This is a genomic window from Serratia sp. HRI, assembly GCF_010119335.3.
Lineage (GTDB): Bacteria > Pseudomonadota > Gammaproteobacteria > Enterobacterales > Enterobacteriaceae > Serratia > Serratia nevei.
On record NZ_CP083690.1, the window covers coordinates 3,054,419 to 3,068,719 of the forward strand.

Annotated in this window: 15 protein-coding genes; 12 read left to right on the forward strand and 3 right to left on the reverse strand. The window is 62.5% G+C overall.

The features are described from left to right. Both GF111_RS14615 and GF111_RS14620 read right to left on the reverse strand, forming a co-directional pair. Window positions 1-234, reverse strand: coding sequence for a YheU family protein (locus GF111_RS14615; RefSeq protein ID WP_047729704.1), 234 nt, complete (start codon window positions 232-234; stop codon window positions 1-3). Further along, entirely contained in the window at window positions 231-1,211 is a 981-nt protein-coding gene (locus GF111_RS14620; protein ID WP_047729705.1) for a hydrolase, read from the reverse strand. The genes GF111_RS14615 and GF111_RS14620 overlap by 4 nt, the downstream gene beginning before the upstream one ends. Window positions 1,212-1,330: 119 nt before the next feature. Between GF111_RS14620 and GF111_RS14625 the strand changes: the two genes are divergently transcribed. The 6 genes from GF111_RS14625 to tauD all read left to right on the forward strand — a co-directional run bounded on the left by GF111_RS14625 (window position 1,331) and on the right by tauD (window position 6,291). Then, on the forward strand, window positions 1,331-1,933 hold the full coding sequence (locus tag GF111_RS14625) for a LysE family translocator (RefSeq protein ID WP_047729706.1): 603 nt from the start codon (window positions 1,331-1,333) through the stop codon (window positions 1,931-1,933). Window positions 1,934-1,943: 10 nt separating this feature from the next. Then, complete coding sequence (locus GF111_RS14630; protein ID WP_147190367.1) at window positions 1,944-2,726, forward strand: PhzF family phenazine biosynthesis protein; 783 nt, start codon at window positions 1,944-1,946, stop codon at window positions 2,724-2,726. 114 nt (window positions 2,727-2,840) lie between these two features. After that, the gene (tauA, locus tag GF111_RS14635) at window positions 2,841-3,836 is read left to right on the forward strand and encodes a taurine ABC transporter substrate-binding protein (protein ID WP_047729708.1); all 996 of its coding nucleotides are present in this window, start codon (window positions 2,841-2,843) and stop codon (window positions 3,834-3,836) included. A gap of 9 nt (window positions 3,837-3,845) precedes the next feature. Beyond that, entirely contained in the window at window positions 3,846-4,613 is a 768-nt protein-coding gene (gene tauB / locus GF111_RS14640; protein ID WP_038878069.1) for a taurine ABC transporter ATP-binding subunit, read from the forward strand. Further along, on the forward strand, window positions 4,610-5,446 hold the full coding sequence (gene tauC, locus GF111_RS14645) for a taurine ABC transporter permease TauC (RefSeq protein ID WP_033631937.1): 837 nt from the start codon (window positions 4,610-4,612) through the stop codon (window positions 5,444-5,446). Before tauB ends, tauC begins: the two co-directional genes overlap by 4 nt. Further along, a complete protein-coding gene (tauD, locus tag GF111_RS14650; protein ID WP_033636267.1) occupies window positions 5,443-6,291 on the forward strand; it encodes a taurine dioxygenase in 849 nt (282 codons plus the stop codon). The genes tauC and tauD overlap by 4 nt, the downstream gene beginning before the upstream one ends. Before the next feature lie 3 nt (window positions 6,292-6,294). On the opposite strand, the gene GF111_RS14655 is transcribed toward tauD, so the two are convergent. Further along, window positions 6,295-8,208, reverse strand: coding sequence for an ABC transporter ATP-binding protein (locus GF111_RS14655; RefSeq protein WP_038878066.1), 1,914 nt, complete (start codon window positions 8,206-8,208; stop codon window positions 6,295-6,297). A 129-nt stretch (window positions 8,209-8,337) separates the two neighbouring features. Here GF111_RS14655 and kefG point away from each other — a divergent pair, with 129 nt between their 5' ends. From kefG to nhaC, 6 genes are all read left to right on the forward strand, one after another. Beyond that, window positions 8,338-8,889, forward strand: coding sequence for a glutathione-regulated potassium-efflux system ancillary protein KefG (gene kefG, locus GF111_RS14660; protein WP_033645385.1), 552 nt, complete (start codon window positions 8,338-8,340; stop codon window positions 8,887-8,889). A gap of 2 nt (window positions 8,890-8,891) precedes the next feature. After that, window positions 8,892-10,700: a glutathione-regulated potassium-efflux system protein KefB gene (kefB, locus tag GF111_RS14665; protein WP_033645251.1), complete on the forward strand. Its 1,809-nt coding sequence runs from the start codon at window positions 8,892-8,894 to the stop codon at window positions 10,698-10,700. 14 nt (window positions 10,701-10,714) lie between these two features. Then, window positions 10,715-10,918 carry a YheV family putative zinc ribbon protein gene (locus GF111_RS14670; protein WP_038878065.1) on the forward strand — a complete coding sequence of 68 codons (204 nt, stop codon included), beginning with the start codon at window positions 10,715-10,717 and terminating at the stop codon, window positions 10,916-10,918. 112 nt (window positions 10,919-11,030) lie between these two features. Further along, complete coding sequence (slyD, locus tag GF111_RS14675; protein ID WP_038878063.1) at window positions 11,031-11,618, forward strand: peptidylprolyl isomerase; 588 nt, start codon at window positions 11,031-11,033, stop codon at window positions 11,616-11,618. A 92-nt stretch (window positions 11,619-11,710) separates the two neighbouring features. After that, window positions 11,711-12,739, forward strand: coding sequence for a LacI family DNA-binding transcriptional regulator (locus tag GF111_RS14680; RefSeq protein ID WP_038878062.1), 1,029 nt, complete (start codon window positions 11,711-11,713; stop codon window positions 12,737-12,739). 122 nt (window positions 12,740-12,861) lie between these two features. Next, complete coding sequence (nhaC, locus tag GF111_RS14685; protein WP_047729710.1) at window positions 12,862-14,301, forward strand: Na+/H+ antiporter NhaC; 1,440 nt, start codon at window positions 12,862-12,864, stop codon at window positions 14,299-14,301.

A 14,301-nucleotide genomic window follows, 5' to 3' on the forward strand; every position in this document is an offset into this window, starting at 1 on the left:
CTAAATTTCTTCCTGCCCGGCGCGGAACTGGCCGCGTGGCATGATGTTGACGCTCTCGTGCAGTTCCGACCACACCAGCACCACTTCGCCGTTTTTCAGCTGGCGGCGCACGTCCTCCACCTTCTGTTCCAGCGAGCGTTCTTGTTCGCCGTAATCGGTGCCTTCGCGCAGTACAAAGGATTCGATTAGGCTGTTCAGGGTGTCGGTTGCCAGTTCTTGCCAGGGAATGATCACGTCGGGATGTCCAGATAAGGGGAAAGCCAGGCCGGAATGCGATGTTCCAGCCACATGTGCGGTTTTTTCAGCGTGCCGCCGACGAAGCCGACGTGGCCGCCGTACTCGGTCAGTTGATATTCGATATTGCGCGGCAGGCCGGCGACGTCGGGGATCACTTCATGGGTCATGAAGGGATCGTCCTTCGCATGGATGATCAGCAGCGGCGTTTGGATCGCCGGCAACAGCGGCAGGGCGCTGCAGCGGCGATAATAGTCGATAGCGTCGCTAAAGCCGTGAATGCGCGAGGTGATGGCGTCGTCGAATTCGCGGATGCGCCGCAACCCGTTCAGCTGTGACAGCTTGAGCGGCAGAGTGTCCGGGTAGTGCAACAGCTTGCGGGTGGCGTTTTGTTTCAGCTGCCCCAGCAGGTAGCGCTGATAAACGCGGGAGAAGCCTTGCTCCATGCGATAGGCGCAGGGCTCCAGCATCAGCGGCGCCGAGACCACCACCGCCGCCTGCAGCAGGCTGTCGGCGCCTTGCTGCGCCAGATAGCAGGCCAGCATGTTGCCGCCGAGTGAAACGCCTACCGCCGCGGTTGGCACCTCGCCGTAGCGGTCGCGCAGCCAGCGCAGGAAGAAGCGTGCATCTTCGGTTTCACCGGAGTGGTAGATGCGCTGCTTGCGGTTGGGCACGCCGCTGCAGCCGCGAAAGTGCATCACCACGCCGAGCCAGCCACGCTCACGCCAGGCGTTGAGCAGGCCATGCGCGTAGGGGCTGTAGAAGCTGCCTTCCAGGCCGTGGAACAGCACCGCGCGCGGTTTGTCGCGCGCCTGCGCCGGATCTTCGCTCCAGGCGAGATCGACGAAATCGCCGTCGGGCAATTCCAGCCGTTGCCAATGCGGTTTCAATAACACGCGGCGGCGCACCAACCGCGGCAACAGCGTTTGCAGGTGCGGGTTACTGGCCCCGGTCAGAGGGCGAAAGGTGTTAGGCATAGGCTGAGTAAAAATGTTGTGGGCGGCTATTGTGAGATCCCTAGCGCACTGTTAGCTTCAATACCAAGAACTAACAATGATACTGCAAAAAAGCGCCTTGGGTGAGGAGCACCCGTGCCATGGAACCGAGTTTATTCCTTTCGATGCTGGGCTTCCTGTGGGTCGCCGCCATCACGCCTGGCCCCAATAACCTGCTGTTGACCACCTCCGGCGCTAACTTCGGCTTTATGCGATCGCTGTGGCTGATGGTCGGTATCATGCTTGGCATGCAAAGCATTTTGCTGCTGGTGGCCTTCGGCGTCGGCAGCCTGATCCTGGTCTACCCGTCGCTGCACCTGATCCTGAAAATCCTCGGCAGTCTGTACCTGCTGTGGCTGGCGTGGAAAGTCGCCACCGCCGCCTATGAAAAACTGGAAACCGACGTGGCGCCGCCGCAGCCGGTGCGGCTGTATCAGGGCTGGCTGTTGCAGTTCCTCAACCCGAAAGCCTGGCTGATGGCGCTGGGGGCGGTGGCCAGCTTCAGCCTGGCGGGCGATAAGTACAACGGGTCCATTGCGGCGATCGCGCTGGGCATTTTGGTGGTCAACATCGTCGCCGGCATTATCTGGCTGGCGTTCGGCATCGTGATCGGCCGCCTGCTGCGCAGCAAAAAAGCCTGGGTTATCTTCAACGTTTCCATGGGGTTGTTGACCGCAGCCTGTGTGTTACTGATCTGGCATTAAGGAGCGAACGATGGCGGAAAATTATTATCACGTGGTTGCCTTTACCGGCAAAGGGCTGCGCGGCAACCCGGCCGGGGTTTGCCTGCTGACGCAGCCGCTGCCGGCGGCGCGGCTGCAGGCGATCGCCAACGAGATCGGCCTGCCGGAAACCAGCTTTGTCTGGGATGACGGCGACATGACCGCTATCCGCTGGTTTACCCCGGAACGCGAGGTCGATCTTTGCGGCCACGGCACCCTGGCGGCGGCGCATGTGATGTTCAGCGCGATCAATCCGGCGCGGCAGGATATCCGCTTCCGTTCGGCCGGCGGCGAGCTGTTCGTCAAGCGCAATGCGCAGGACGGGGAACGGCTGGTGCTCGACTTCCCCGCGCGGCCGCCGCAGAAGGTGGCTGAACCGGCGGGCCTCGCGGCGCTGCTGGGCGTGCAGCCGCTGGAGGTGTGGCAGGCGAAAACGCTGATGGTGGTGCTGGAAAATGAAGCGCAGGTACGCGCGCTGCGGCCGGACATCCCGGCGCTGATCGCGCTGGCCGGGTGTGCGGTAATCGTAACCGCTCCGGGTGACACCGTGGACTTTGTGTCGCGTTATTTCACGCTCGACGGCGGTGAAGATCCGGTTACCGGCTCTGCGCACTGCACGCTGATGCCATACTGGACGGCGCGTCTCGGCCGCCATCGGCTGCAGGCGCAGCAGGTCTCGGCACGCGGCGGCGAACTGTTCTGCGAGCTGCAAGGGGATCGTACGCTTCTCGGCGGCTATGCTCATGTGTTCCTGCGCGGAAGTATCGTGCTGTAACCCGCGTTTATATTACTCACGGTAATAAAGAAGACTTTTTTATTCTTTTATAGCCCGTCATCGCTCAGATAAAACTGTCAGCAACTGAACAGATTTTTATCAACGGAGCGGAATATGGCGGGCAAACTCTTTTCCTTACGCAACGTGGCGCTGTTGGCGCTGTCGCTCAGCGCAGCCAGCGCCTACGCGGTGGACGTGACCGTGGCGTACCAGACGTCGGCAGAACCGGCCAAGGTGGCGCAGGCGGAAAACAGCTTCGCCAAACGGTCCGGCGCGACCGTCGACTGGCGTAAGTTCGACAGCGGCTCCAGCGTGCTGCGTGCGTTGGCCTCCGGCGACGTGCAGATCGGCAATATCGGCTCCAGCCCGCTGGCGGTGGCCGCCAGCCAGAAACTCCCCATCGAAGTGTTCCTCATCGCCTCGCAGCTCGGCAGCTCCGAAGCGCTGGTGGTGAAGAATGACATCAAAAGCCCGCAGGATCTGATCGGCAAGCGCATTGCGGTGCCGTTTATCTCCACCACCCATTACAGCCTGCTGGCCTCGCTCAAGCATTGGGGCATCAAGCCTGAGCAGGTGAAGATCCTCAATCTGCAGCCGCCGGCCATCGCCGCTGCCTGGCAGCGCGGCGACATCGACGGCGCCTACGTCTGGGCGCCGGTGGTCAACGAACTGGCCAAACAGGGCAAGGTGTTGACCGACTCCGCGCAGGTGGGCGAATGGGGCTCGCCGACGCTGGACGTGTGGGTGGTGCGCAAAGACTTTGCCGAGAAACATCCCGACGTAGTGACCGCCTTTGCCGCCAGCGCCCTGCAGGCGCAAAAGGCCTACCTGGCGGCGCCGGAGCAGTGGCTGAAAGATCCGAGCCATCTCAGCACGCTGGCGCGCCTGAGCGGCGTGCCGGAAGCGCAGGTGCCGGAGCTGGTGAAGGGAAACCGTTATCTGCCGGTGGCGGATCAGGTTGCCCAACTCGGCCAGCCGGTGGACAAGGCGATCCGCGATACCGCCGAATTCCTCAAGCAGCAGGGCAAGATCCCGCAGGTCGACAGCGACTACAGCGCTTACGTGACCGACCGTTTTGTGAAACAGGTGCAGGCTGCGCCGCAGTCGTAAGGAAGCAGGATGCTAAACGTCAATCATCTTTCAGCAGAGTATCAGGGGCGGCCCGCGCTGCGTGACGTGTCGTTCCAGATCGCCGCCGGGCAACTGGTGGTGGTGCTCGGCCCGTCGGGCTGCGGCAAGACCACGCTGCTGAATTTGATCGCCGGGTTTATCGAGCCTTCAGCTGGCAGCATCACGCTGGATGGAACGCCCGTTCACGGCCCGAGCGCCGAACGGGGCGTGGTGTTCCAGCATGAGGGCTTACTGCCGTGGCGCAACGTGGTGGACAACGTCGAGTTCGGCCTGCAGCTGGCCGGCGTCGGCAAGGCGCAGCGCCGCCAGGTGGCGGAGCAGATGCTGCAGCGCGTGGGGCTGGCGGGCTATGAACAGCACTTTATCTGGCAGCTTTCCGGCGGCATGCGCCAACGCGTGGGCATCGCCCGCGCTCTGGCCGCCGATCCGCGGCTGTTGTTGTTGGACGAGCCGTTCGGCGCCCTGGACGCGTTCACCCGCGAGCAGATGCAGGAGCTGTTGCTGACCATTTGGCGAGATACCGGCAAGCAGGTGCTGCTGATCACCCACGATATCGAAGAGGCGGTGTTCCTCGCCAGCGAACTGCTGCTGCTGTCGCCGGGGCCAGGGCAGGTGGTGGAGCGGCTGTCGCTGAACTTTGGCCAACGCTATGCCGACGGTGAAGCCTGCCGCGCCATCAAGTCAGATCCTGAATTTATCGCGCAGCGCGAATACGTGCTGGGCAAAGTTTTCCAACAGCGCGAGGCCTTGCTATGAGCCTGCATTCCACTCTGAAGGCCGCGGCGCAGCCGCAGGGCAAAGCGGCGCGCCGTTTCAGCGTGCCGCGCAACGTTTGGCTGAGCGGCGCCACGCTGTTGACGGTGTTGATCGTCTGGTGGGGCGTAACGGCGCTGCAGCTGATCAGCCCGCTGTTTTTGCCGGCGCCGCAGCAGGTGCTGCACCAGTTGATCACCATCGCCAGCCCGCAAGGCTTTATGGACGCCACGCTGTGGCAACATCTGGCGGCCAGCCTGGGGCGCATTCTGGTAGCGCTGTTGGCGGCGGTGATCGTCGGCATTCCGGTGGGCATCGCCATGGGGCTGAACGACACGGTACGCGGCATCCTCGATCCGCTGATTGAAATCTATCGCCCGGTGCCGCCGCTGGCCTATCTGCCGCTGATGGTGATTTGGTTCGGCATCGGCGAAACCTCAAAGATCTTGCTGATTTATCTGGCGATCTTCGCGCCGGTGACGCTGTCTGCCGTGGCCGGCGTGCGCAGCGTGGCGCAGGTGAGGGTGCGTGCCGCCCGCGCGCTGGGCGCCACGCGTTGGCAGGTGCTGCGTTTTGTGGTGCTGCCGAGCGCGCTGCCGGAGATCCTGACCGGCATTCGCATCGGGCTGGGCGTCGGCTGGTCGACGCTGGTGGCCGCCGAACTGATCGCCGCCACGCGCGGCCTGGGATTTATGGTGCAATCCGCCGGTGAGTTTCTGGCGACCGACGTGGTGTTGGCCGGCATCGGCGTGATTGCGGTGATTGCATTTGGGCTGGAGCTGGGGCTGCGTGCCCTGCAGCGCCGATTGACCCCGTGGCATGGAGTACAGCAATGAACGAACGTCTGAATATCACCCCGCTGGGGCCTTACATCGGGGCGCTGGTGGAAAACGTCGAGTTGGCCCGGCCGCTGGGCGACGGCCAGTTTGAACAGCTTTATCACGCCTTGCTGAAGCATCAGGTGCTGTTCTTCCGCAATCAGCCGATCACGCCGCTGCAGCAGCGCGATCTGGCCGGCCGCTTCGGCGATCTGCATATCCATCCGGTCTATCCGCACGCCACCGACGTGGAAGAGATCATCGTGCTCGATACCCACGACGACAACCCGCCGGACAACGATAACTGGCACACCGACGTGACCTTTATCGAGAACCCGCCGCTGGGGGCGATCCTGGCGGCCAAGACCTTGCCTTCCACCGGCGGCGATACGCTGTGGGCCAGCGGCATCGCGGCCTACGAGGCGCTGTCGGCGCCGTTCAGAACGCTGCTCGCAGGGCTGCGTGCGGAGCATGACTTCACCAAGTCGTTCCCGGAACACAAACATCGCGGCAGTGAAGAGGAGCATCAGCGTTGGCAGCTGGCGGTGCAGAAAAACCCGCCGCTGCTGCATCCGGTGGTGCGCACCCACCCGGTCAGCGGCCGGCAGGCGCTGTTCGTCAATGAAGGCTTCACCACGCGGATCGTCGACCTGGCGCCGAAAGAGAGCGACGCTTTGCTGAACTTCCTGTTTGCTCACATCACCAAACCGGAGTTTCAGGTGCGCTGGCGCTGGCAGGAAAATGACGTGGCGATCTGGGATAACCGCGTGACGCAGCACTACGCCAACGCGGATTATCTGCCGCAGCGGCGCATCATGCACCGCGCGACCATTCTGGGGGATAGGCCTTTTTACAAGGCCTGAGGCTTAGGCTTCGAACGCCTGCGTTAACTGTTCCAGCTGTTCCTGTGCATCCAGCCAGGTCATTTCCGTCTCTTCCAGCGCGGATTTGGCCTGGCTTTGCTTTTGCAGGCAGTCGGTCAACTCGGCCTTGCGGCTGATGTCGTACAGTGCGGAATCCGCCAACTGTTCCTCCACCGCCGCCAGTTCGGCGCCCAGTTTTTCCATCTGCTGTTCCAGCTTGGCGATCTGCTTGCGCAGCGGTTGGGTCTGCGTACGGAACTCCGCCTCGCGGCGTTTTTGATCCTTGCGCGCTTGCGCGCTGTTGCCGCCGCTCTCTTTTTCCGGTGCGTCCTGCTGGCTTTCTTGGCGCTGCAGGTCGACAAGCCACTGCTGGTAGTCGTCGAGATCGCCCTCGAAAGGCTCGACCTGGCCGTCGTGCACCAGGTACAGATCGTCGGTGGTGGAGCGCAGCAGGTGACGGTCGTGCGAGACCACCACCAACGCGCCTTCGAAATCGATCAGCGCCTCGGTCAGCGCCTGACGCATGTCGAGATCCAGGTGGTTGGTCGGTTCATCGAGCAGCAGCAGGTTAGGGCGCTGCCAGACGATCAGCGCCAGCACCAGCCGCGCCTTCTCGCCGCCGGAGAAACGTTCGGTCACTTCGCTGACCTTGTCGCCCTGGAAGCCGAAACCGCCCAGATAGTCGCGCAGCTGCTGCTCCAGCACCCGTGGTGCGATGCGGCTCAGGTGCTGCAGCGGCGATTCGTCGGCACGCAGGAATTCCAGCTGGTGCTGGGCGAAGTAACCCAGCTTGATGCCTTTCGCCAGGCCTATCTCGCCGCTCAGCGGTGCCAGGGTGCCGGCCAGCAGTTTGATCAGCGTCGATTTACCGGCGCCGTTGCGGCCGAGCAGGCCAATGCGCGAGCCGGGCACCAGGTTCAGCTTGATTGACTTCAGGATAACCTTGTCGCCATACCCGGCGCTGACTTTGTCCATGCGCAGCAGCGGGTTCGGCAGGCTTTCCGGCGGACGGAAGCTGAAGGTGAACGGGTTGTCGACGTGCGCCGGGGCGATCAGCTCCATGCGCTCCAGCATCTTGATGCGGCTCTGCGCCTGCTTGGCCTTGGAGGCCTTTGCCCGAAAACGGTCGATATAACTTTGCAGGTGCGCCACTTTTTCTTGCTGATGCTGATAAAGCGACTGTTGCTGCGCCAATTTGGTGGCGCGCTGGCGTTCGAACGACGAGTAGTTGCCGGTGTATTCGTTCAGGGTCTGCTGTTCGATATGCAGGATCTTGTCGACAATCGGATCGAGGAAGTCGCGATCGTGCGAGATCAGCACCAGCGTGCCGGGATAGCTTTTCAGCCAGCGCTCCAGCCAGATCACTGCATCGAGATCCAGGTGGTTGGTCGGTTCGTCGAGCAGCAGCAGGTCGGAACGGCACACCAGCGCCTGCGCCAGGTTGAGGCGCATGCGCCAGCCGCCGGAGAAGTCGCGCACCGGGCTTTGCAGCTGTTCGTTGGAGAAGCCGAGCCCGTGCAGCAGGCTGGCGGCGCGGGAGCGGATGGTCCAGGCGTCGATGGCGTCCAGCTTGCCGTGCAGGGTGGCGATGGCGTGGCCGTCGTTGCGATCGTTGGCCGCCTGCAATTCGGCTTCGAGTTGGCGAAACTCGCGGTCGCCGTCGATAACATACTCGATTGCCGGCACGTCCAGCGCCGGTGTCTCCTGGTTGACCCAGGCCAGCGCCCAGTTGCCGGGGAAGGTGAAGCTGCCGCCGTCCGCCGCGATCTCGCCCTTCAGCAGCGACAGCAGCGTGGATTTGCCGCAGCCGTTTTTACCCACCAGGCCGACCTTCTGACCTGGATTAACCGTCGCCGTGGCGTTGTCCAGCAGGACGCGGATGCCGCGTCGGATTTGTAGCGAGGAGAATACAATCATAAAGCGCCGTATGTTCAGAGTATGTTAAATTATCATTAAGGTAACAGAACGCGCACCGCGCGCTGTTTTTGTCTTTGCGATGCATGGTAACGGAAAACCGCTACCCTGACGACGCTTTGGAGGGGAATGATGTCGCAGCCGCCCAAGGTCTTGCTGCTGTATGCCCATCCGGAATCCCATGACTCGGTGGCGAACCGGGTTTTGCTTCGACCGGCGCAGCAGTTGGAACATGTCACCGTGCACGATCTCTACGCGCACTACCCCGATTTTTTTATCGATATCCATCACGAACAACAGCTGCTGCGTGAGCATCAGGTCATCGTGTTTCAACACCCCCTGTATACCTACAGCTGCCCGGCGCTGCTGAAGGAGTGGCTGGATCGCGTGCTGTCGCGCGGCTTTGCCAGCGGCGTGGGCGGCAATGCGCTGGCGGGCAAATACTGGCGTTCGGTGATCACCACCGGCGAACCGGAAGGCGCCTACCGCACCGGCGGTTATAACCACTACCCGATGGAAGATATTCTGCGGCCATTCGAGCTGACCGCCGGGATGTGCCATATGCATTGGCTGACGCCGTTCGTGGTGTATTGGGCGCGGCGGCAAAAGCCGGAGGTGCTGCGTAGCCATGCGGACGCCTACGGCGAGTGGCTGAGCCACCCGCTGCCACGCGGAGGGCGGTGAGCATGGAAGGATCGACCTTACTGACCGCCATTTTACTGTTCCTGTTCGCCGCGGTGGTGACGGTGCCGATCGCCCGTCGCCTGGGGATCGGCGCGGTGCTGGGCTATCTGATCGCCGGCATCGCCATCGGCCCCTGGGGATTGGGCTTCATTCGCGACGTCGACGAGATCCTGCACTTCTCCGAGCTGGGCGTGGTGTTCCTGATGTTCATCATCGGTCTGGAGCTGAACCCCAGCAAGCTGTGGGAGCTGCGGCGTTCGATCTTCGGCGCCGGCGCCGGCCAGGTGTTGATCACCGCGGCGGTGCTGGGCGCGTTACTGTACCTGACGCACTTCGCCTGGCAGGCGGCGGTGATCGGCGGCGTCGGCCTGGCGATGTCTTCCACCGCCATGGCGCTGCAGCTGATGCGCGAGAAGGGCATGAACCGCAACGAAGGGGGGCAGCTCGGCTTCTCGGTGCTGCTGTTCCAGGATATGGCGGTGATCCCGGCGCTGGCGCTGATCCCGATTCTGGCCGGCGCCGGCGGCACCAGCGACGACTGGGCGAAGATCGCGCTCAAGGTGGCGGCGTTCGGCGGCATGCTGATCGGCGGTCGTTTCCTGCTGCGGCCGCTGTTCCGCTATATCGCCGCTTCCGGCGTGCGCGAGATCTTCACCGCCGCGGCGCTGTTGCTGGTGCTCGGCTCGGCGCTGTTTATGGAAGCGCTCGGCCTGTCGATGGCGCTCGGCACCTTCATTGCCGGGGTGCTGCTGGCGGAGAGCGAATACCGCCACGAGCTGGAAATCTCCATCGAGCCGTTTAAAGGGCTGCTGCTGGGGTTGTTCTTTATCTCGGTGGGCATGGTGTTGAATATCGGCGTACTCTACACCCATCTGGCCGAGGTGTTGATCGGCGTGCTGGTGCTGGTGACGGTCAAATCCGGCGTGCTCTACGGCGTGTCGCGCCTGTTCGGCCTGCGCAGTTCGGTGCGCCTGCAGTTCGCCGGGGTGCTCAGCCAGGGCGGTGAGTTCGCCTTCGTGCTGTTTTCGGCGGCGGGCGCCCAAAAGGTGCTGCAGCCGGATCAACTTTCTTTGCTGCTGGTGGTGGTGACGCTGTCGATGATGACCACGCCGCTGCTGATGCAGGCCATCGACCGCATTTTGGCGCGCCGCTATAACGCCAAAGACGAAGACGAGGAGACGCCGTACGTGGAAGATGACGATCCGCAGGTGATTATCGTCGGCTTCGGGCGTTTCGGCCAGGTGATCGGCCGCCTGTTGATGGCCAACAAAATGCGCATTACCGTTCTGGAGCGCGACGTCAGCGCCGTTGGCGTACTGCGGCGCTACGGCTACAAGGTTTATTACGGCGATGCCACCGAGCTGGAGCTGCTGCGCGCGGCGGGCGCCGAGAAGGCCAAGTCGATCGTGATCACCTGCAACGAGCCGGAAGACACCATGGAGATCGTGCGGCTGTGCCAGCAACACTTTCCGAACCTGAGCATTCTGGCGCGGGCGCGCGGCCGCGTGGAGGCGCATGAGTTGCTGCAGGCGGGGGTAAAACAGTTCAGCCGCGAAACCTTCTCCAGCGCGCTGGAACTGGGGCGCAAGGCGCTGATGGAGTTGGGGATGCACCCGCATCAGGCCTTCCGCGCCCAGCAGCATTTCCGCCGCCTGGATATGCGCATGCTGCGTGAACTGATGCCGCCGCATCAGGGCGATGTGGCGCAAATTTCCCGCGTGAAAGAGGCGCGGCGCGAGCTGGAAGAGCTGTTCCATCGCGAAATGCAAAAAGAAAGCCGCCAGTTCGACGGCTGGGACGAATACGAATAAGCGGGAGCATAACGATGTCTGCAACACGTAAAAGATTTATCGCCGGGGCGGTGTGCCCGAGCTGTAGCGCCATGGATACGCTGGCGGTATGGCGGGAGGATCAGGTGGAGGTGGTGGAGTGCGTCAAGTGCGGCCACCATCAGCGCCAGACCGACCAACAGGTGGAAAAACACGTTCGCCCGCAAGAGCAGGTGATCGGCATTTTCCAGCCGAAGTAGCGTTTTTTTATCCCGGAGGGTACAGCGAGGCAGATTTCCGTTACAATCTGTCCGGAAAAGGCGCGCATCCCGATAACGGTGTGCGTCCTAGTAGCCAACGGTAGGAGATATCATGAAAGTAGCAAAAGACTTGGTGGTCAGCCTGGCTTACCAAGTACGTACAGAAGACGGTGTTTTGGTTGATGAGTCTCCGGTGAGCGCACCGCTGGACTATCTGCACGGGCATGGTTCTCTGATCGCAGGTCTGGAAAAAGCACTCGAAGGCCACGACGTTGGCGATCGTTTTGACGTTCACGTCGGCGCGAACGACGCGTACGGCAACTACGACGAAAACCTGGTGCAGCGCGTACCGAAAGACGTCTTCATGGGCGTTGACGAACTGCAGGTCGGCATGCGTTTCTTGGCTGACACCGATCAGGGCCCGGTACCGGTTGAAATCACCGAAGTTGACGGCGACCACGTGGTGGTTGACGGCAACCACATGCTGGCCGGCCAAAACCTGAACTTCAACGTGGAAGTTGTCGCGATCCGCGAAGCGACCGAAGAAGAACTGGCGCACGGCCACGTACACGGCGAGCACGACCATCACCACGAACACGGTGAAGGCTGCTGCGGCGGTCACGGCCACAGCCACGATCACGACCATGGTCACGACCACGGTAAAGGTGGTTGCGGTAACGGCGGCTGCGGCTGCCACTAAGCAGAGCGCAGTGACGAGACAAGAGGGCGGCCATCGGCTGCCCTTTTTTATGCGCGGCGCACCGGGCGCCGAACGGTACAACAGGACATGCCATGGCCACCATGAAAGACGTTGCGCGCCGCGCCGGCGTTTCCACGGCTACCGTCAGCCGGGTGATCAATAATACCGCCTACGTTGAACCGGTGACCCGCGAACGCGTCGAGAAAGCGATGCGCGAGTTTAACTACCATCGCAACGCTGCCGCGCTGGCGCTGGCGAAAAGAAGCGGCAATATGCTGGGATTGCTGACCGGCAACCTCGACGATCCATTTTTTTCACGCCTGGCGCGGGGCGTGGAAGACATCACGCGGCAGGCCGGCGTGCGGTTGATGTTGTGCAGCGGCGGGCATCAGGCCGAGCTGGAAAAAAGCGGCCTCGATTTTCTCATCAACCAGGGATGCGAAGCCATCGTGGCGCACGTCACGCGCATGGGGGAGGAGGAGCTGCTGCGCTACGCCGCCCACACGCCTGCGCTGGTGCTGATCAATCGTTATCTGCCCGCCATCGCCAACCGTTGCATCTGGCTCGACAACGCCAATGCGGCGCAGACGGCGACCGAGTTGCTCATACGCCAGGGGCATCGGAGAATTGCCTGCGTGACGGCGGATCTGCCGATAGACGACCGCGCGCAGCGGTTAGCGGGTTACCGTAAGGCCATGGCCGCCGCCGGCATTGAGGTACCCGGCAGCTGGATCATCAGCGTGCCCTTCAACGAGCGAGGGGGCGAACTGGCGGCCGAGCGCGTGCTGGCCAGCGACCCACGCTTCACTGCCGCAGTGACCTTCAACGACGTGATGGCCGCCGGCATGATGCGCACCTGCCACCAACGGCACATTCAGCTGCCTGAGGCGCTGTCGATCGTCGGTTTTGACGACATTGCCCTGGCGAAGTATCTCCACCCCGCGTTGACCACCGTGCATTATCCCATCGAGAAAATGGCTCGGCGTGCCGCGCGCCTGGCGCTACAGATTCACAGCGGCAGCGACGTCGCGCCACGAAACAACCGCTTTTCGGCCGAACTTATCCTGCGAGACTCAGTCGCCGACGGCGAACCGCATGAGCAAAGCAAGCGCGGCGAATGAGAGACGGCTCACACAACGCCATCTCATGAAACCGATTACATGGCCGGTTGCCTGCGCTCACATCCTCCAATTACCGAAGCCATTACGCTGTTGCAGTACCCCATCTTCAACAGGAGCCGTATATGGATAATAAGAAAACGCTCAACCTTGGGCTGGCGACGCTGCCGATTGTGGCCATGCTGTTGCTGCTCATCATCGGCTATGGCCAGTTTGGTCTGCGCATTGAACCGCTGCTGCTGGTTTCCGCCGCCATCGCCGCGGCGTTAGCCTGGTGGCAAGGCTACCGCTGGGACGACATCATCGAGGCCATCGTGGCCAAGCTGGCGAAGGCGATGCCGGTGATCATGATCCTGATCTGCGTGGGCGGCCTGATCGGCACTTGGATGATCAGCGGCACAATTCCTTACATGGTGTATTGGGGGCTGAAGCTGATCAGCCCGCAATACATTCTGATCGCCGCGTTCTTCATCACCAGCGTGATCTCGGTGTGCACCGGCACCTCGTGGGGGGCGGCCGGCACCGTGGGCGTGGCGCTGATGGGCGTGGCCGCCGGTCTGGACGTGCCGCTGGCCGCCGCGGCCGGGGCGGTGGTGTCCGGCGCTTACTTCGGCGACAAAATTTCGCCGTTGTCCGATTCGACGAACTTCGCGGCTATCGTTGCGGATACCGATCTCTACAGCCATATCCAGCATCTGATGTACACGACGCTGCCGAGTTTTATCCTGGCCGCCGTGGTGTACCTGATCGCCGGCCACACCGGTGCGGTGGGCAGTGTGGCAACGCCCGAAAAAGTGACCGAAATTGTCGGTGCGCTGGAGGGGCTGTACCACTTCAATCTGCTGCTGATCCTGCCGCCGGTGCTGGTGCTGTGGGGCGCGGTGACCAAACGGCCGGTGATCCCCGTCATGCTGGCCGCCTGCGCGCTGGCGATCGCCATCGGCGTCGCGCTGCAGGGCTTTAGCCTGCAGCAGGGGCTGAATGCGTTGATGGACGGCTTCAATCTGTCGATGTTCGCCACTCAGGGCCATAACGTCGAAGGGATCGTCGCCGATGTGCCGCGCCTGCTGAACCGCGGCGGCATGTTCTCGATGATGAGTACGATCCTGCTGGTGTTCTGCGCCTTTTCCTTCGCCGGCGCCCTGACGCTGACCGGCGCGCTGACGGTGATCATCAGCCGGCTGCTGAAAGTGGTGCACACCACCGGCCAGCTGATCGCCGCCACCGTTGCCACCACTATCCTGGTGACCGGCGCGACCAGCGACGGCAAGCTGGCGCTGCTGATCCCGGCGGAGCTGTTCAAAGGGGCCTATCGACGCATGGGGCTGGACAACAAAAATCTGTCGCGCACCGTCGAAGATGCGGGCACCGTCATCGAACCGCTGATCCCGTGGACGGCCGCCGGCATTTACATGGCCACCACGCTGGGGGTCAGCACCCTCGATCTGCTGCCGTGGGCGATCCAATGTTATGCCGCGGTGGTGTTCGCCCTGATTTATGGGTTCACCGGCTTCGGTATCGCCAAACTCCAACCTCAGAACGACTTGCAGCGTAAGGAAGCCTGA